This is a genomic window from Bradyrhizobium sp. 195, from assembly GCF_023101665.1.
GTDB lineage: Bacteria > Pseudomonadota > Alphaproteobacteria > Rhizobiales > Xanthobacteraceae > Bradyrhizobium.
This window is the reverse complement of the sequence record NZ_CP082161.1, coordinates 2844969-2860800: the sequence shown is the minus strand read 5'-3', so window position 1 is coordinate 2860800 and position 15832 is coordinate 2844969. Positions and strand designations below refer to the sequence as shown.

The following is a 15832-nucleotide window of genomic DNA, read 5'->3' as shown; positions in this document are numbered from 1 at the left end:
GCCCTACCCGATCGTCTGCAGCGCCGGAAACGTCTCGAGCAGCCAGATGCTCACATTCGAGACCCCACCGGTGAGAAAGCCGATGCCGGTGATCACCATCAGCACGCCCATAGCGCGCTCGACCGTGACGAGGTGGCCCTTCATGCGCGCGAACAGCGCGGAGAACTGTTCGATCATCAGCGCGGCAATCAAGAAGGGAATGCCGAGGCCGGCGGAATAGACCGCGAGCAGGCCGGCGCCCTTCGTCACCGTGGCTTCAGCCGCGGCGATCGAGAGGATCGCGGCGAGGATCGGGCCGATGCAGGGCGTCCAGCCGAAGGCGAAGGCGAGGCCCATGATATAGGCCCCCCAGAGGCCAACAGGCTTGGGGATCGGCAGCCGGCCCTCGCGCATCAACAGGCCGATGCGCGTCAAGCCGAGGAAGTGCAGGCCCATGACGATGATGACGAGGCCGGCGAGGATCGACAGTTCGGCCGACCAGGCACGGATCAGGCCGCCGATCAGCGAGGCGCTGGCGCCGAGCGCGACGAACACCGTGGAGAAGCCAAGCACGAACAGGAGCGCCGACATCATGATCGCGCGCTTGGAGGTCGAGCCCGGCTCGTCGCTCTCGACATGCTCGATCGTGGCGCCCGTGAGATAGATCAGATACGGCGGAACCAGCGGCAGGACGCAAGGCGAGAGGAAGCTGACGAGGCCGGCAATCAGCGCCGCCGGGATCGAAACATTTTGCATGATGCCGTCTGAGCCATCTCAGGTGCCGGTAGGGCGCACGGGGGAATGCGTCCGGCCCGGAGCCGAACCGGCTCTGGTGTAGCCGATGCCGGGGAATGCGCAACAGAGGCGCACGAAACCAGAGCTCCTCCCGATGCCGTCTGCGATCACAGGTGCGGCATCGGGACGGGCACAAATCTCGCCAAAAAGCGAAACTCGGCGGCGCGGCTACTTCACCACGCGGAGCAGCGGACGCCGGGGCTGGTCCTGCGTCTGCTTGGAAGGGGACGGCGGTTCGCTCGCGGCGCTCCGCAGCATTTCGTCGCACAGCGCCTTGAGATCGGCACTGTCAATTCCTTTGAGTTTCATCCTGACGTCGAGGATGGCGATGGACAGCAGCTCGGCCGACTCACGGCTGTCGCACGCGTTGAGAACCCTGCGGCACTGCTCGAGCGTTTCCAGCACCGACTGCAACTGTTCGTCTGAATGCGACACCGGCGTTCTTTCCGTTATTTCGGCCTGCGAGACGTGGTTGTAACGACCCCTTCGGCCCCCATGGAATACCGAGGATAGCATGAGGCCGCTGCGCCTCCGAACCTGATTTCAAATGGTTTCAGCCCTGGAACCGCGATTCCGGCCAACATCGCCGCGCTGCGCAGTTGGTCATTGCCGAAGCAGTTCGGGAGAAAACGCCTGACGCGCTGTGATTGATCCGTCGAGGGAGTCGGCGCCCGCTCTCGCGCATAGTCATTCAATGCGAACAGGGCCTGCAATCCCGCAGCCATTTGACGGCTCGCAACGGAACTCACGCTACACCCCTCATCCGGGCAAATAGTCCGCCCGATTCCCCAGCCATTGGCAGCACTCCGATACCACCCCCGAGGTAGTAAGGATGACGTTCAAAACTTTACGTCCCCCAACCCGCAGTGGTTGTGGTTTGCGCCAGATTCTGCCAGTTTAGTCGCCCGAAGGAAATTGTATGCACTCCTTAGCGGAAAGGGGCGTTCATCTGGCGGAACGCCCAAAGACAAATCTCAGCGGCCTCTCTGATTGGGATACGGCCCGCATATTTCTCGAAGTCGTCCGATGCGGAAGTTTCCGCTCGGCGGCCGAGCGCTTGTCGTTGTCGATCAACGCCGTGCGCCGGCGGATCGACGATTTCGAACGCCAGACCGGCACGACGCTGTTCACCCGCGACGTCCACGGCACCCATCTGACCGATGAAGGCGCGCTGGTGGTCTCCGCCGTCGAGCGCATGGAGGCCGCCACCTTCGACGTGCTGCGCGCCAGCGATTCGATGGCCAATGCCTTGTCCGGCGAGGTTCGGGTCGCCGTTACCGAGGGGCTCGGCACATTCTGGCTCGCTCCGCGCCTGGTTGAATTCCAGCAGGCCTATCCGAAGATTCTGGTCGACCTGCATTGCGCGATGCGTTCGGCCGACGTCTCGCGTCACGAGGCCGACGTCGCCATCCATCTGTCGCGTCCCTCGGCGCTCGACATCAAGCTGGTACGGCTCGGCCGCATGCACCTGATGTTCTGGGCCTCGGAGAAATACATCGAAAAGCATGGCGCGCCGCGTTCGGCGGCGGAATTAATCAAGCATCGCCTGGTGCTGCAATTCGCCGATCAGCTCGCCGCCAAGGAATCCTTCGAGAGCTTCTTCCCGGGCGTTTCGGAACGTGACCTCCTGGTCATGAAGACCAACGTCTCGAGCGCCAACTATTGGGCCGTCGCGAATGGCGCCGGCATCGGCGTCTTCCCCAGCTATGCCATTGCGCTTGGCGGGAAGTTGATTCCACTGGAGGTCGAGCTGAACCGACCGCTGGATATCTGGTTGTCCTACCATCCCGGTAGCGGCCGTATTCCGCGCGTGCGGCACATGATTGACTGGCTGATCGAAGCTTTCAGTCCGGCTCGCTTCCCGTGGTTTAAGGAAGAGTTCGTGCACCCGCATGAATTCAAGGACTCGTATATGGGCGAACCCCTGACCCAGCTCTTCGGGGGATTTTCAACCGAAGAACAAAGGTGAGAACAGAGATGAAAGCAGCGGCGAAAAGAATGAAGCAGCGCAGTGCCGGCAAGCCCGACATTGAGCTTGGCAAGCGGATCCGTCTGCGGCGCGTCGAGATGAAGATCTCGCAGGCGGAGCTCGGCGAGAAGCTTGGCGTCAGCTTCCAGCAGGTCCAGAAATACGAGAAGGGCGTCAATCGCGTCGGCGCGGCTCGACTTCAGCAGATCGCCTCCGCCCTCGATGTGCCCGTGACCTTCTTCTACGACGGCGACAACAAGGCCCGCGAAGTCGAGAGCCTGCTGTTCCTCGACAGCGCATTCAGCCTCCGCCTCTTGCGCGCCTATAGCAAGATCAAGGACCAGACGGTGCAACGTCAGCTCGTCTCGTTGATGGAATCGATCGCAGCGAACGAAAGCTGAGATCGATCGACGGTCGGTTAGGGCCGATCTTCAATCCGCCGCGTCACGGGGCGCGGCCGGATTGAACGAGGCCGGATGAGCATATTCCGGCTCGCGCGCTTGCGCGCGGTCTTTCCGGGGCGGTTCGACCGCCCCTTTTTCTTTCGGCACGATGCTTAGGACGAAGCGCCATGCAATCGCGGAACAGGCGGATGCAGACTCGCGCGCCCCGCCCCGGTTGACCTCGCAAGCGCCCGCGCAGCACATTGCCTCTTGCACATGACAAGCGAGCGCGCGATGCCCGACATTTCCAGCACGACCGAAACACCTTACGCCGATGGCAAGATCCTCAAGCACGCAGCCAGTGGCGTCGGCGTGATCACCTTCAACAATCCCGGCAAGCGCAACGCGATGTCGCTGGAGATGTGGGAGGGATTTGGAGAGGCGCTGACGGCCTTGCGCGACGACGAGACGGTGCGCGTCGTGATCCTGCGCGGAGCCGGCGGCAAGGCGTTCGTATCGGGGGCCGATATCAGCCAGTTCGAGAAGACGCGCCATAACGCAGCCGCGTCCGAGGAATACGCCAGGCGCAGCGCCGCCCAGCGCGCGCTGCTAGCCGACTATCCCAAACCGACGATTGCCTGCATCGAGGGCTTCTGCCTCGGCGGCGGCATGCAGGTCGCGATGCTCGCCGACATTCGCATCGCCGCACACGGCAGTCAGTTCGGCATTCCCGCGGCCAGGCTCGGCATCGCCTATGGTTATGACGGGTTGAAGCATCTGGTGTCGCTGGTCGGCCCGTCCTGGGCGCGCCTGTTGATGTACACGGGCATGCGGATCGATTCCGCCGAGGCGCTGCGCATCGGTCTCGTCGAGCGCGTGTTGCCGGTCGACGAGCTCTGGGGCGAGACCATGACCATCGCGCAGACCATTTCCGAGAACGCCCCGCTCGCAATCAAGGCCGCCAAGATCACCATCGCGCAGGTGCTGAAGGACGAAAGCCAGCGCGACATGGAGGCGATCCAGGCGGTCGGCCATGCCTGCATGGACAGCGCGGATTTCCGCGAGGGCCGGCAAGCCTTCATGGAGAAACGCCGGCCCAAGTTCCAGGGGCACTGAATCTGAACCTTCATTCAGGAAGATTAAATCCGCGCGCAGCCGCACCTCGATAGCAACCAGTTGATCTGTCGCAGGTTCTCTCGCCACCAACGAGGGAGATTGCGATGAAATTCAAATTTGCTGTTCTTGGTCTCGCTGCCCTGGGCGGTGCGGCGCTCGCCTCGGGCTCGGCGTTCGCGGCAATGCCGAACGGCATTCCCCAGGCGGATCGAATCGCGAGCGGCCCGGCCGCTGACATCGATCAGGTGCGCTGGGTCTGCAACCCCTGGGGCCGTTGCTTCTGGCGTCCGAACTATTACGGCGCCTACGGCTATTACGGTGGCCCGCGCCGGTACTATGGCGGCCCGCGCTGGGGCTATGGTCACCGCCACTGGCGTCGCTGGTGAACGAAATAAAGGGGCCGCGAGGCCCCTTTTGCTTGTGGCGTTCGACTACAGCGTCGCGAGCACCGCTTTCGTGATGTCGGCCGTGCCGTTGCTGCCGCCGAACTCCATCGGCTTGATGCCGCCGGCATAGACCTGGTCCACCGCCCGCTCGATCGTCTCGCCGGCTTCCGCCGCGCTCTCGATGCCGTGCTTGTCGGCGAGCCAGTCCAGCATCATCGCCGCCGACAAGATCATGCCGGTGGGATTGGCCTTCCCCTGCCCCATGATATCGGGCGCGGTGCCGTGGCAGGGTTGGAACACGGCGTATTTGTCACCGATGTCGGCCGACGGCGCCATGCCGAGGCCGCCGATCAGGCTCGCGGTGATGTCGGAGACGATGTCGCCGAACATGTTCTCCATCACCATCACGTCGAAATCCCAGGGCCGCTTAACCAGCATCGCCGAGCAGGCATCGACATAGAGCCGGTCGGTCTTCACATCAGGATGCTTCTTCTCAATCTCGTCGAAGATGCCGCGGAAGAACGCAAACGCCTTGAACACATTCGTCTTGTCGACGCAGGTGAGCGCACCGGGCTTGCCGCGCGCCTTGCGCCGCTCCGCCAGGCGAAACGAGAACTCGAATAGGCGTTCGGAGGTTTTGCGCGTGATCACCATGGTCTCGCGCGCGTCCTCATGGGTGACGACGCCCTTGCCCATCGAGGCGAACAGGCCCTCAGTGGATTCGCGGATCACGACGAGATCGATGCCGCGCTGGTCAGCACCGACGATCGGGCTCGGCACGCCGGGAATGAGGCGCGCGGGCCGCACGCCGGCGTAGAGGTCGAAGATGAAACGCAGCTCGATCTGCGGCGCGATCTCGGTATTGTCGGGGTAGCGCACCGATGGCAGACCGCAGGCTCCGAGCAGAATCGCGTCCGCCTCCTCGCACAGCTTGATGGTGGTGTCAGGCATCGACTTGCCGGTGGCGAGATAGTTATTGGCACCAGCCGGAGCCTCGGTAAAGCGGAACCGCAAATCCGATTTCTGCTCGATCTTGCGCAGCACCTCGAGGGCCGGCGCCATGACTTCGGGACCGATGCCGTCACCGGCGAGCACGGCAATATGGAAGGCGTTGTTTGCGGACATGGGTGTTCCTGCGTGAAGGATGGTGTGGCCTCGTCATTGCGAGGAGCGCTTGCGACGAAGCAATCCAGACTATTTCCGCGGAGGGATTCTGGATTGCTTCGCTTCGCTCGCAATGACGGATGAGAGAGTCGTACTACGGCGTCAGCACCGTACGCCCGACCACCGCGCCCTGCTGCAATTGCACAAGCGCGTCGTTGGCCTTGGCGAGCGGTGCTGTCGTCACCGGGATCGGCGGCACCTTCTTGGTGCGCACGAGGTCGAGCAATTCCTGCGTCTCGCGCAAGTTTCCGACATAGCTGCCCTGGATCGTCACGGCCTTGATCGGAATCAGCGGCAGCGCCCAGGTCGCGCCGCCGCCGAACAGGCCGACGATGACGAGCTTGCCGCCCTTGGTCAGGCAGTCGAATCCGAGCTGCGTCGTCGCGGCGTTGCCGACGAGGTCAATCACTGCGCGGATCGGGCCGCCCGCCTTCTTCGCAAGCTGCTCGAGCGCATCCGGCGCCTTGGGATCGACGGTGGCGAGCGCGCCGGCCTTCTCCGCCGCCTCGCGCTTTCTGGCGTCGATATCGACCATGATCGCGCCCTTGCCGCCCATCGCCTTCAAGAGCGACAGGGCCATCAGGCCGAGGCCGCCGGCACCGAACATCACGATCGGCGTGTCGAAATGCTGCTCGACTTTCTTCAGCGCGCTGTAGGTGGTGACGCCCGAGCAGGCATAGGGCGCGGTCGTCGCTGGGTCGAGGCCCTTCAGATTGAGCAGATAGCGCGGATGCGGCACCAGCATGTGATCGGAATAGCCGCCGTCGCAATAGACGCCGAGCGAGCGCGGCGTCAGGCACATGTTCTCGTCACCCGCCAGGCACGTGGCGCATTTACCGCACCCGATCCAGGGATAGACAAGACTGACGTCGCCGAGCTTGAGGTCGCCCTGGTCGGTCGGCTTCACGTCGGGGCCGAAGGCGAGGACTTCGCCGACCGTCTCGTGCCCCATGGTCAGCGGCAGATTGATGCCGCGGTCCTTCAGCGACAGGGGCTTGCGGCCATGACCGAGATCGTAGCCGCCTTCCCAGATGTGGAGATCGCTGTGGCAGACGCCGGCCGCCTTCACCTTGATCAGCACCTGCGTGCCCGACGGCTGCGGCGTCGCCTCGTCGAACTCCTGCAGCGGCGCCTTGAAATCGGCAACCTTGAAACTCTTCATCGGCGTCCTCCCGGCATGCTTGTCGTTATCGCCCACCATGCCATGGGTGGCGTGGCGAGACAAACCGGGGTCTGTCTAGTTGACGCTGGCCGAGGATGACAAGCCGACGGAACGCAAGGCCGCATTGCTTGTTGCACGATACTCAGCTTCAGCGTGTCGCGGCCGTTTTGCCCGTCGGAATTGGCGCATCATCGGCGAGGCCGATTTCGTCGCGCAGCGCATCCGTATGCTCGCCGAGCACGGCCATCGTCCTGTCGGGCTTGGTGTCGGCGCCCGACATCCGGAACGGCAGGTTGAGCACCTGAAAGGAGCCGCCCTCGTCGCGCACCTCGGAGAAGGCCTGCCGGTGCGCGAGCTGCGGATCGGTCAGTGCCTCGGACACGGTGCGATAGGCCGAAGCCGGCACGCCGGCCGAGCCCAGCGCGGCGAGGCACGCATCGGTCGTGAGCTGCCGTGACCAGGCTTCGACACCGTCCATCATCTCGACCCAGTTCTCGCGGCGCGCGGCGTAGGTCGAGAAGCGCGGATCGGAGATCCAGGCGGGGCGGCCGATCACGCCCATCAAGCCCTGAAACGTCTTCTCGCTGGCGACAGTGATCATGACATACCCGTTTGCCGTCTCGGTTGGCCCGAACATCGGGCGCGCGGTCGGCTTCACCGTGAATTGCGAGGTCTGCAATTCGGTCAGCGTCAGCGACAGCATCGTTTCCATCATGGAGACGTCGATGTGCTGGCCAACCCCTGTCACGGTGCGCTGATAGAGCGCGGACGCGATTGCGCCGAAGCCGTAAGTGCCGGAGACGACGTCGGCATGATAGATGCCGCAAGAATCGGGGCGGCTGCGGCCGGGCTGATAGGAGAGATGCGCCATGTCGTAGCCGGAGGCCGCATGGATCACCGGCGCATAGGCCGGCAGCTCGGCCGAGGGGCCGGTCTGGCCGTAGCCCGAGATCGAGCAGTAGATCAGCTTCGGGTTGAGCGGACGCAGACTGTCGTAGTCGAGTCGCAGCCGGTGCATCACGCCGGGGCGAAAGTTCTCGACCAGGATGTCCGCGCTCGCGGCCAGCCGGCGCACCGTCTCCTTGCCGTCTTCGGACTTGAGGTCGAGCACCACGCTCTTCTTGCCGACATTGAGCTGGCCGAACGCGGTGCTGCACCCCTGGCGCAGCGGGGGTCGGGTCCGCATCGTCTCGCCTCCGTCAGTCTCGATCTTGATGACCTCGGCGCCCATGTCGGCGAGCATCCGCGTGCAATGGGGACCGGCGATCGTGGTCGAAAAATCCAGGACCCGCAGCCCCGCGAAGGCCTTTGTCGTCGTCCCCTCATGCTTATCTGCTAGCTGCATGCCTGCTTACGTCCTTGGGTCTCTTAGGAACTATCGAAGTTCTCTGTTGTTGATGCGGCGACCCTAGAGGGCGGCGGCTGAGTAGGAAAGTGTTTACCGAACGGACGCGCCGCGTGGGCGGGCTTTAAGAATTCCAGGACAACTGGACCCGTTCTTGCATAGCAGCGAACGGGATCGGAAGAGGGCAGCTGTTCTTGAGGGTCTTGTTCGTCACCACAGAGATGGACGACTTCGTCCGCGTTGGCGGACTCGGAGCCGTTTCGGCCGCCCTCCCCCGCGCCCTTCGCTCCTTTGCCGATATCCGGATCATGCTGCCCGGTTATCGCGACATCATCGAGCAACTCACGCATATTCAGATCGTTGGCCGCTGCCCCGCATTCGCGGAAATGCCGGCCTGCTCGCTCGGCCGGGCCGCGACGAAGGACGGAATGCCGGTCTACGTGCTGCTGTGCTCACAACTCTACGACCGCCCCGGCAACCCCTATGGCGACGAATCCGGGCGCGACTGGCCGGACAACGACATCCGCTTCGCGCGCCTTGCCTCGGCAGCCGCTGAGCTCGCCATGGGCAAGCTGGACAAGAATTGGGCAGCTGACCTTATCCATGCCAATGACTGGCAGGCCTCGCTTGTGCCGGCCTATCTTGCCTGGCGCGGCGCCAAGCTGCCGTCGATCCTGACCATTCACAACCTCGCCTATCAGGGCCTCTTCCCGAAGGCCTCGCTGCGGCGGATCGGCGCACCGGAAAGCTCCTTCCACATCGACGGCGTCGAATTCTACGATCAGGTCTCCTTCCTCAAGGCCGGCCTCGTCTACGCCTCGCACCTCACCACCGTCAGTGGCACTTATGCGCGGGAGATCACGACGGAGGAATTCGGCTGCGGCCTCGAGGGACTGCTTCGCGTCCGCTCCGACGCCGCCGAGCTCACCGGCATCCTCAACGGCATCGACGAGAGCTGGGACCCGCGCTCCTGCGCCCAGCTCGCCCAGCAATTCGGCGCCGGTGATTGGATCGGCAAGAAGGCCAACGCGGATTACGTCCGCAAGCAGTTCGGGCTTGCGGTCTCGCGCGGCCCGATGTTCGGCATCGTCGCCCGTCTCGTGCACCAGAAGGGCATCGACCTCGTGCTGTCGGCGGCCGACGAGATCGTCGATGCCGGCGGGCAGATCGTGGTCACCGGCTCCGGCGAGCCGGCGCTCGAGCAGGCCTTGATCGACGCGCATCGCCGCCGCCCCGACGCCATCGGCGTGGTGATCGGCTTCAACGACGCCCAGGCGCGCCGCATCTTCGCCGGCAGCGACTTCACCTTGATGCCGTCGCGCTTCGAGCCGTGCGGGCTCAGCCAGATGTACGCCCAGCGCTTCGGCTCGCTGCCGATCGGGCACCAGACCGGCGGCCTTGCCGAGACCATCACCGACGGCGAGACCGGTTTCCTGTTCTCGAAACCATCGCGCGATTCCTTCCTCGGCGGCGTGCGCCGGGCCTTCTCGGCTTTCGTTGCGCACGACCAGCTCGACACCATGCGCCGCAGCGCCATGGGACGCTCGTTCTCCTGGAGCATCTCGGCCGGCAGCTACAGCGCGCTGTACCGGAAGCTGGCGTCGGTGTGAGGCTGAACGGCGCTTCCTCACCCTCCGTCATTGCGAGGAGCGAAGCGACGAAGCAATCCAGACTGCCTCCGCGGTGACAGTCTGGATTGCTTCGCTGCGCTCGCAATGACGATGTGGAGGCGCCGCCGCTCCATCACCGTCACCCTGAGGTGGCCGCTTCTTCAGCGGCCCTCGAAGGGCGACGGCCAGGCTGCAGCAGCGGGGCCGTGCATCCTTCGAGGCTCCTGGCGTGATGCTCCGCATCGCGCCAGGAGCACCTCAGGAAGACGGGACCAAAAGCAGCGGAGGCCTTCACCCCTTCCCGCGCACATCCATCTGCGGCCGGCCGATCCACGCCCTGTTCAGACAGCGGACCATCCAATCGGGCTGCGGCTCGCCCCGCAAGCGCGCCTGCGCTTCCTGGTAGGGGCCGACATAGCGCAACCTATCAGGCAATCTTGGATAGACGCGCCTGATCCATCTCAGCGCACATTCAGCGGATCTGGTGTCGCGCTCATCGAGCTCAAACCCGAAGCCCGCGCGCAAGCGCTCCGGCAACATCCTCGCCGTGAGCGCGCGATACCAACGCGGCGGCCGCAACCACGGACGCGCGCCGCCAAAGATCTGCGCGGCGATCTCGCGTGCCGCCGGGCTGACGGTCAGCGTCTCCGATTGAGCCATCGCCGCAGTGTAGGCCGTAAAGCCCGACCAATCCACCGGCAGGTGGTCCGCCGTTAGTCCGAACAAGGCCCCGAACAGCCGGCTCTCGGTCCAGTAACGCTCGCGCTCCTCCGCCGAGAGAGGCGGCAGGACCAGATCGTGCGCCATGAGCGCGGACTCCACCAGCGTCGCATGGACCCAGCGCAGCGACGGGATGTCGTTCGCACAATAGCGAGAACCTGCAGCAAAGGGGCCGACTGTCTCGGGCATCTCGCCGGCGATCATGCCGTGGCGCCGATGCAGTTGCCGGGACGATAGCAATGCCCGGTCGAGCGAGCCGAACACCATGGCAAAGACGATGTCGAAGGTGCGGTGGAAGCGACCGATCGGATCGGCAAAGGTGTTGGAATGCTCGGCGATGGCGGCGGCGACCCAGGGATGGGCCAGTTGCAGGAGCAGCGCGCGACCGGCGCCGAGAAAGATGACCGCCTCGCGGTCCATCCGCCATGTCACCGTGTCGGGGCCGAATATGCCTGCGATCGGGTCCACCGCGTCAGCGCGGACCTGATCGAGTGCTGTTTCCAGATCCTTTTCAACGACCATTTGCGAGCCTCGCGACGAAGCCGCCGCGACGATAGCCCAGTCCGCGCGCTCGCGACATCGCCGCCGCCCATGACAAATGACGGGCGAGGCCTTCACTCCGCCGCAATCGGCATCTCGTCCGTATGCTCGTGCAGCACCACGCCGGCAAGCGGATCGAACTCGCCGATCCAGGGTTTGCGCGCCAGCACCGACCGCGTGTGAGCGTAGCCGGCATGCCAGCGCCGCGTGATCCCCGACGGACTGAAATCGATATCCTTGGTATGGGTCTCGTGCTCGAGCTGCGGCGCCAGCAGCCGCACCACATGCATGCGGGTCGGGCAGCCATAGCTCATCAGCTCCATGACCGCGGGATCGCTGCGCTCGCTCTCGGAAAGCCGCGCCGCGAGCTCGTTGATGACATGGCGCAGGCGATGGGCCTGCTGCTGTCGCACGATCTGGCTGGCGATGCGGCTGGAATATTGCACGTCCTTGTGCCGGTTCAGCACCTCCGCCATGGTGGTCGGCTCCGGTCCGATCGGATTCCACAGATGCACGGAGAAGATCAGCGAATCCCTGCGTGGATTGTCGTCGAACACCGCTTCCGTGGGCGTGTTCGACAGGATGCCTCCGTCCCAATAGAGCTCGCCGTCGATGCGCACCGCCGGGAAAGCCGGCGGCAGCGCGCCCGAAGCCATCACATGCTTCACCGACAGCTCACCGTCACGGCTGTCGAAATAGCGCATTTCGCTGGTGCCGACATGAGCCGCACCGACCGTGAGGCGCGGCGCGCAGCGATTGGCCAGATCGAAATCGACCAACTCGCTCAGCGTCCTCTCCAGCGGCGTCGTCGAATAGAAGCCGGCGTGATCGGCGCCCAGCGGATAGGAATCGCCGGCATGCGCCAGCGGGTTGGGCCGGAAGAAACCTGGGATGCCGTGGGTGACCGTCGACCAATAGGCCAGCTTCTCGTTGAAGCCGGGGAACGCGGCGCGCCAGTCCCAGACCGGCTGCTGCTCCATGCGCTTCCAGAACTCTCTCAAATGCGCGAGCCGGTTCTCCGGCGCGTTGCCCGCAATGAGGCTCGCATTGATGGCGCCGATCGAGGTGCCGATGATCCAGTCCGGCTCGATGCCGGCCTCGTGCAGCGCCTGGTAGACGCCGGCCTGGTAGGAGCCGAGCGCGCCGCCGCCCTGGAGCACGAGCACGACCTGACCCGGCAGGTCGTTGCGCTGGATGATATTCTGCGTGCCGTTCATGGTTTGCTCCTGATCAGCCTGCACTGCCTGGATAGTCACTACCGCTGCGATTTGTTACCGCGGCCCATGTTAATGCGCGGTCCAGCCGCCGTCGACCGGAAGCGCGACGCCGGTGATCGAAGTGGCCGCGTCCGTCGATAGGAACACCGCGAGCGCGCCGAGCTCCTCGACCGTGGCAAAGCGCTTGTTGGGCTTGCTGCGCCAGCAGCACGTCGCGGATGACCTGGTCGCGGGAAATGCCGTGCGCTTTGGCCTGACCGTGCGCTTCCACCAGCGGCGTATAGACGTACTGATCCCGTGACGAGCGCCACCTTGCCGGCCAGCACGCGCGGCGAAGCGGACGCCTGCGTCTTGATCGGGATATTCATGATCCAGACCTCTTCTGGGCGCGACACCGCGCCATGGGTGCAGCGAAATCTGCGGGATCACCGTGCCTTGCGGAAATGCCGGTTGGCTTCCGAGTTGATACGTCCGCGCTATCGCAGGCGGGATGTCATTTCCCGTCCCGATCGGCTAGAGTTTCCGACTGATCTTGCTGGGAGCCGATCCATGGAAATGCACCAGGTCCGCTATTTCCTTGCGGTAGCGCAGCTCTTGAACTTCACGCGCGCGGCGGAGGAGTGCAACGTGACGCAGCCCTCGCTGACGCGCGCGATCAAGCAGCTCGAGGGCGAGCTCGGCGGCGACCTGTTTCGCCGCGAGCGGCCGGCGGCGCAACTGACCGAGCTCGGCCAGCGCATGCATCCGCTGCTGAAGCAGTGCTATGACGCCGCGGCCGGCGCGCGCTCGCTCGCCTCCTCATTCAAGAGCGGAGAGGTCGGCGCGCTCCGTATCGCGTTGACGCATTCGATCGATCTGGCCTTGCTGATTCCCCACCTCAACGAGATCAGGCGGCAGTTCAACCGGCTCGAACTGCGCTTCCTGCGCGGGACGGCCCGCGAGGTCGGCGATTTTCTCAAGAAGGGAGAAGCCGAGCTCGGCATTGCCGCCGACATCGACGAAGCCTGGGACCGGCTCGACGTCTGGCCGCTGTTCACCGAGAGCTTCGAGCTCGTCGTTGGCGACCGACATCGGCTGGCCGGCCGCCGCAGCATCGAACTGGAGGATCTGCGCTCCGAGCAGTTGCTGAGCCGCACTTTCTGCGAGCACGCGCGCCGCATCTCCGCCAGCCTGCGGGAGCACGGGATCGAGCATGGCCACGAAATCTCGAGCGAACGCGATCTGATCGAGCTGGTTGAAGCCGACATCGGCGTCGCTATGGTGCCGCACACCTCGCCCCTGCCGGAAACGCTGACGCGCGCCACCGTCGCGGGGCTGGACGCCCGTCGCACCGTCAACCTTTACGGCGTGGCCGGCCGGCAGCGCACGGCGGTCGCCAACGCCGTCATGCGCATGCTGCGCGGCGCCGACTGGCGGGAGATTGCGGGGTAGCAGAGCGTTGCACTAGGCGAGACGCGCATTGCTGTGCCCTCGCCCCTTGTGGGAGAGGGTAGCGACGCTGGTAGACGCAGACACGCTTGGGTAAGGGGTATGTCTCGGCGAGCATCAGTGCATGCGGATAGATACCCCTCATCCGGCGCTTCGCGCCACCTTCAAAGTCGAGCCTCAGTTCTCCCTACCCCCGCTCTCCAGCGCCGCGAGCAGATCATCGATCTCCATGCGCTTACGGAAATCTGGGTCGACGAAGCGCGCTTTCACGATGCTGTCGCGGCCGACCACGAACACCGCCGGGATCGGCAGCATCCAGCCGTCATTGCCGTGGAATTTCGCCATCTCCTGGTAGGACAACAGGCTCTGGATCTCGGCGCCGAGCCAGATCGCGAGGTTAAGCGACAGCGCATAGCCGTTGTCGAGATCGGTCAGGATCGGAAACGGCGCGCCGAATTCAGCCTTGAGTCGCCCCGTGTATTCCTGCGTCTCCGGCATGATTGCGACGACCTGCGCCCCCATGGCCTTGATGCGGTCGAGCGCCTGGACCACGGCGCGGACATTGAGCCGGCAATAGGGACACCAATGGCCGCGGAAGAACATCACGGCAAGCGGACCGCGCTCCAGCAGCGAAGGCAGCGTGACGAGGCGCCCCTCCTCGTCCGGCAGCATGAACGGCGGCATCGCATCGCCCGGGCGCGGAGCCGACTCGCCACCGCCGTTCCCGCCCAATCTCGCCACCAGGCGATCGACTGCCTCGCCATAGGCCGGAAAGACCGCGCGGCTGGCATCGGCATAGGCGCGGAGCTGTTCGTTCAGCGTGCCGTCCATATCGCGGCAGCGCTGGAAGGCAATCCTGAGCTGTTCGGCATCGGTTGGCGAGAGAGATGTCATCTTCTGCTCCGGCATTGCATTCGGTGAATATTTGTTTCCGGGTTCGGCCGCCCGCAAGGGGCGGCCGCGATACCTGGTCCCGTTCAGTTCACGTAGAAATTGCCGGTAGGATCGAGCCGTCCCGAGGTGGAGTACAGCGATCCGTTGCTCATGAAGAAGACGGTGTTGTCTGGGACCTTCTTGGCGTTCTTCATCATTGCCTCGTGGTTCTTCTCGGCCGGCGCCATGGCCATCGCCGACATCTTGCCGGGGCCACCATAGACATAGGCCATGCCGGCCTTGAAGTCCCAGGCAGCCTCCGAGAAGGCCGAGGTGGCGATAACCGCAAACGCAGCGGTGGCGATCAAGGTCTTGGACAATTTCGGCATGGGGGGCTCCTCCGGATTGACGTGAACGCCCGCCAATCGGGCGCCCTGTCATCGGACGCCAAATGCCTCGAAAGCGGAAATGCCGTTGCCCAATCGGATCGATAGCCGCCGCACATCAACATAGCGCAGCGCTATCGCATCGAGAGCAAGCCGGCATTTCAGCATGGACGCAATCTCGATGAAGCTCCCGTCATAGCCGGCGACCAGCGGGGTTGCGGCCAACACAGGAGACCTCCCATGTCTAGGAGCCACGCCTTGTCGCGTCTGATCTGGCCGAGCCTCGCCATCGCCGGCGCGCTCACGCTCTCGGCGCAGCCGGTCGCTGCCGGCGAGTGTCCGGCCGGCAAGATCAAGCCGAACGCCCAGCAGATGGTCGACTACAAGCCGGTCGGCGTCACCGACGTGACGCTGGGCGCGATCGACCTTGGCAAGCAGCCGGCCCATATCGAGGGCCGCGAACTGCGCTTCCGCAAGCTGACCATCGAGCCCGGCGGCATCGTGCCCTGGCACAGCCACGACGATCGGCCCGCATTGATCTTCGTGCAGCAGGGCGAGATCGTCGAATACGCCTCCAACTGCGTCGATCCGATCATGCACAAGGCCGGCGATATCCGTCCCGAGGTCTACGGCACCTCGCATTGGTGGAAGAACCTCGGCAAGGAGACCGTCATTCTCTATGTCGGCGACGTCCGCAAGGATCCCAACGACCACCACATGTGACGAGCGCACCCAGCCCCAGCGCACGTTGAGGGATGT

17 protein-coding genes and 1 pseudogene are annotated in these 15832 nt (G+C 64.5%); 7 read left to right on the top strand and 11 right to left on the bottom strand.

Annotation, left to right across the window (positions count from 1 at the left end):
* Positions 1-3 precede the first annotated feature (3 nt).
* Positions 4-735, bottom strand: a complete 732-nt coding sequence (locus tag IVB26_RS13300; protein WP_247972072.1) for a cytochrome c biogenesis CcdA family protein — start codon at positions 733-735, stop codon at positions 4-6.
* 207 nt (positions 736-942) lie between these two features.
* Positions 943-1209 (bottom strand): hypothetical protein, encoded by a 267-nt coding sequence (locus tag IVB26_RS13295; RefSeq protein ID WP_247972071.1) that lies wholly within the window; start codon positions 1207-1209, stop codon positions 943-945.
* 484 nt (positions 1210-1693) lie between these two features.
* Between IVB26_RS13295 and IVB26_RS13290 the strand changes: the two genes are divergently transcribed.
* From IVB26_RS13290 to IVB26_RS13275, 4 genes are all read left to right on the top strand, one after another.
* On the top strand, positions 1694-2743 hold the full coding sequence (locus IVB26_RS13290) for a LysR family transcriptional regulator (RefSeq protein WP_247972070.1): 1050 nt from the start codon (positions 1694-1696) through the stop codon (positions 2741-2743).
* 29 nt (positions 2744-2772) lie between these two features.
* Positions 2773-3144, top strand: a complete 372-nt coding sequence (locus IVB26_RS13285) for a helix-turn-helix domain-containing protein (RefSeq protein WP_020608151.1) — start codon at positions 2773-2775, stop codon at positions 3142-3144.
* A 276-nt stretch (positions 3145-3420) separates the two neighbouring features.
* A complete protein-coding gene (locus tag IVB26_RS13280) occupies positions 3421-4242 on the top strand; it encodes an enoyl-CoA hydratase (protein ID WP_247972069.1) in 822 nt (273 codons plus the stop codon).
* A gap of 104 nt (positions 4243-4346) precedes the next feature.
* Positions 4347-4628 carry a hypothetical protein gene (locus IVB26_RS13275; RefSeq protein WP_247972068.1) on the top strand — a complete coding sequence of 94 codons (282 nt, stop codon included), beginning with the start codon at positions 4347-4349 and terminating at the stop codon, positions 4626-4628.
* 45 nt (positions 4629-4673) lie between these two features.
* Here the strand turns inward: IVB26_RS13275 and IVB26_RS13270 are convergent, their stop codons facing one another.
* The 3 genes from IVB26_RS13270 to IVB26_RS13260 form a co-directional block, all read right to left on the bottom strand.
* A complete protein-coding gene (locus IVB26_RS13270) occupies positions 4674-5753 on the bottom strand; it encodes an isocitrate/isopropylmalate dehydrogenase family protein (protein ID WP_247972067.1) in 1080 nt (359 codons plus the stop codon).
* 133 nt (positions 5754-5886) lie between these two features.
* Entirely contained in the window at positions 5887-6954 is a 1068-nt protein-coding gene (locus IVB26_RS13265; protein ID WP_247972066.1) for an alcohol dehydrogenase, read from the bottom strand.
* A 148-nt stretch (positions 6955-7102) separates the two neighbouring features.
* Positions 7103-8299, bottom strand: coding sequence for a CaiB/BaiF CoA transferase family protein (locus IVB26_RS13260; RefSeq protein ID WP_247972065.1), 1197 nt, complete (start codon positions 8297-8299; stop codon positions 7103-7105).
* Between the two features lie 194 nt (positions 8300-8493).
* Between IVB26_RS13260 and glgA the strand changes: the two genes are divergently transcribed.
* Complete coding sequence (gene glgA, locus IVB26_RS13255; RefSeq protein ID WP_247972064.1) at positions 8494-9909, top strand: glycogen synthase GlgA; 1416 nt, start codon at positions 8494-8496, stop codon at positions 9907-9909.
* A gap of 291 nt (positions 9910-10200) precedes the next feature.
* Here the strand turns inward: glgA and IVB26_RS13250 are convergent, their stop codons facing one another.
* The 3 genes and pseudogenes from IVB26_RS13250 to IVB26_RS13240 form a co-directional block, all read right to left on the bottom strand.
* Positions 10201-11151 carry an oxygenase MpaB family protein gene (locus IVB26_RS13250; RefSeq protein WP_247972063.1) on the bottom strand — a complete coding sequence of 317 codons (951 nt, stop codon included), beginning with the start codon at positions 11149-11151 and terminating at the stop codon, positions 10201-10203.
* Between the two features lie 92 nt (positions 11152-11243).
* Entirely contained in the window at positions 11244-12386 is a 1143-nt protein-coding gene (locus IVB26_RS13245; protein WP_247972062.1) for a patatin-like phospholipase family protein, read from the bottom strand.
* 69 nt (positions 12387-12455) lie between these two features.
* Positions 12456-12675, bottom strand: a pseudogene (locus IVB26_RS13240) (SDR family oxidoreductase); the annotation flags it as partial.
* Positions 12676-12935: 260 nt separating this feature from the next.
* Between IVB26_RS13240 and IVB26_RS13235 the strand changes: the two are divergent.
* Positions 12936-13817 carry a LysR family transcriptional regulator gene (locus IVB26_RS13235; RefSeq protein WP_247972061.1) on the top strand — a complete coding sequence of 294 codons (882 nt, stop codon included), beginning with the start codon at positions 12936-12938 and terminating at the stop codon, positions 13815-13817.
* Positions 13818-13991: 174 nt separating this feature from the next.
* On the opposite strand, the gene IVB26_RS13230 is transcribed toward IVB26_RS13235, so the two are convergent.
* From IVB26_RS13230 to IVB26_RS13220, 3 genes are all read right to left on the bottom strand, one after another.
* Positions 13992-14708, bottom strand: a complete 717-nt coding sequence (locus IVB26_RS13230) for a peroxiredoxin-like family protein (protein ID WP_247972060.1) — start codon at positions 14706-14708, stop codon at positions 13992-13994.
* An 83-nt stretch (positions 14709-14791) separates the two neighbouring features.
* Positions 14792-15076 (bottom strand): hypothetical protein, encoded by a 285-nt coding sequence (locus IVB26_RS13225; protein ID WP_038946988.1) that lies wholly within the window; start codon positions 15074-15076, stop codon positions 14792-14794.
* A gap of 48 nt (positions 15077-15124) precedes the next feature.
* Positions 15125-15301 carry a hypothetical protein gene (locus IVB26_RS13220; RefSeq protein WP_247972059.1) on the bottom strand — a complete coding sequence of 59 codons (177 nt, stop codon included), beginning with the start codon at positions 15299-15301 and terminating at the stop codon, positions 15125-15127.
* Positions 15302-15313: 12 nt separating this feature from the next.
* On the opposite strand from IVB26_RS13220, the gene IVB26_RS13215 reads away from it, so the two are divergent.
* Positions 15314-15796, top strand: a complete 483-nt coding sequence (locus IVB26_RS13215; protein ID WP_247972058.1) for a cupin domain-containing protein — start codon at positions 15314-15316, stop codon at positions 15794-15796.
* Positions 15797-15832: the final 36 nt, after the last annotated feature.

What these genes read in the sequence shown, in the direction of transcription:
- IVB26_RS13250 (WP_247972063.1), bottom strand. Translation starts at nt 11,151, where the DNA reads ATGGTCGTTGAAAAGGATCTGGAAACAGCACTCGATCAGGTCCGCGCT.
- IVB26_RS13265 (WP_247972066.1), bottom strand. Translation starts at nt 6,954, where the DNA reads ATGAAGAGTTTCAAGGTTGCCGATTTCAAGGCGCCGCTGCAGGAGTTC.
- IVB26_RS13280 (WP_247972069.1), top strand. Translation starts at nt 3,421, where the DNA reads ATGCCCGACATTTCCAGCACGACCGAAACACCTTACGCCGATGGCAAG.
- IVB26_RS13285 (WP_020608151.1), top strand. Translation starts at nt 2,773, where the DNA reads ATGAAGCAGCGCAGTGCCGGCAAGCCCGACATTGAGCTTGGCAAGCGG.
- IVB26_RS13260 (WP_247972065.1), bottom strand. Translation starts at nt 8,299, where the DNA reads ATGCAGCTAGCAGATAAGCATGAGGGGACGACGACAAAGGCCTTCGCG.
- IVB26_RS13270 (WP_247972067.1), bottom strand. Translation starts at nt 5,753, where the DNA reads ATGTCCGCAAACAACGCCTTCCATATTGCCGTGCTCGCCGGTGACGGC.
- IVB26_RS13215 (WP_247972058.1), top strand. Translation starts at nt 15,314, where the DNA reads ATGTCTAGGAGCCACGCCTTGTCGCGTCTGATCTGGCCGAGCCTCGCC.
- IVB26_RS13225 (WP_038946988.1), bottom strand. Translation starts at nt 15,076, where the DNA reads ATGCCGAAATTGTCCAAGACCTTGATCGCCACCGCTGCGTTTGCGGTT.
- IVB26_RS13230 (WP_247972060.1), bottom strand. Translation starts at nt 14,708, where the DNA reads ATGACATCTCTCTCGCCAACCGATGCCGAACAGCTCAGGATTGCCTTC.
- IVB26_RS13290 (WP_247972070.1), top strand. Translation starts at nt 1,694, where the DNA reads ATGCACTCCTTAGCGGAAAGGGGCGTTCATCTGGCGGAACGCCCAAAG.
- IVB26_RS13235 (WP_247972061.1), top strand. Translation starts at nt 12,936, where the DNA reads ATGGAAATGCACCAGGTCCGCTATTTCCTTGCGGTAGCGCAGCTCTTG.
- IVB26_RS13275 (WP_247972068.1), top strand. Translation starts at nt 4,347, where the DNA reads ATGAAATTCAAATTTGCTGTTCTTGGTCTCGCTGCCCTGGGCGGTGCG.
- IVB26_RS13245 (WP_247972062.1), bottom strand. Translation starts at nt 12,386, where the DNA reads ATGAACGGCACGCAGAATATCATCCAGCGCAACGACCTGCCGGGTCAG.
- IVB26_RS13300 (WP_247972072.1), bottom strand. Translation starts at nt 735, where the DNA reads ATGCAAAATGTTTCGATCCCGGCGGCGCTGATTGCCGGCCTCGTCAGC.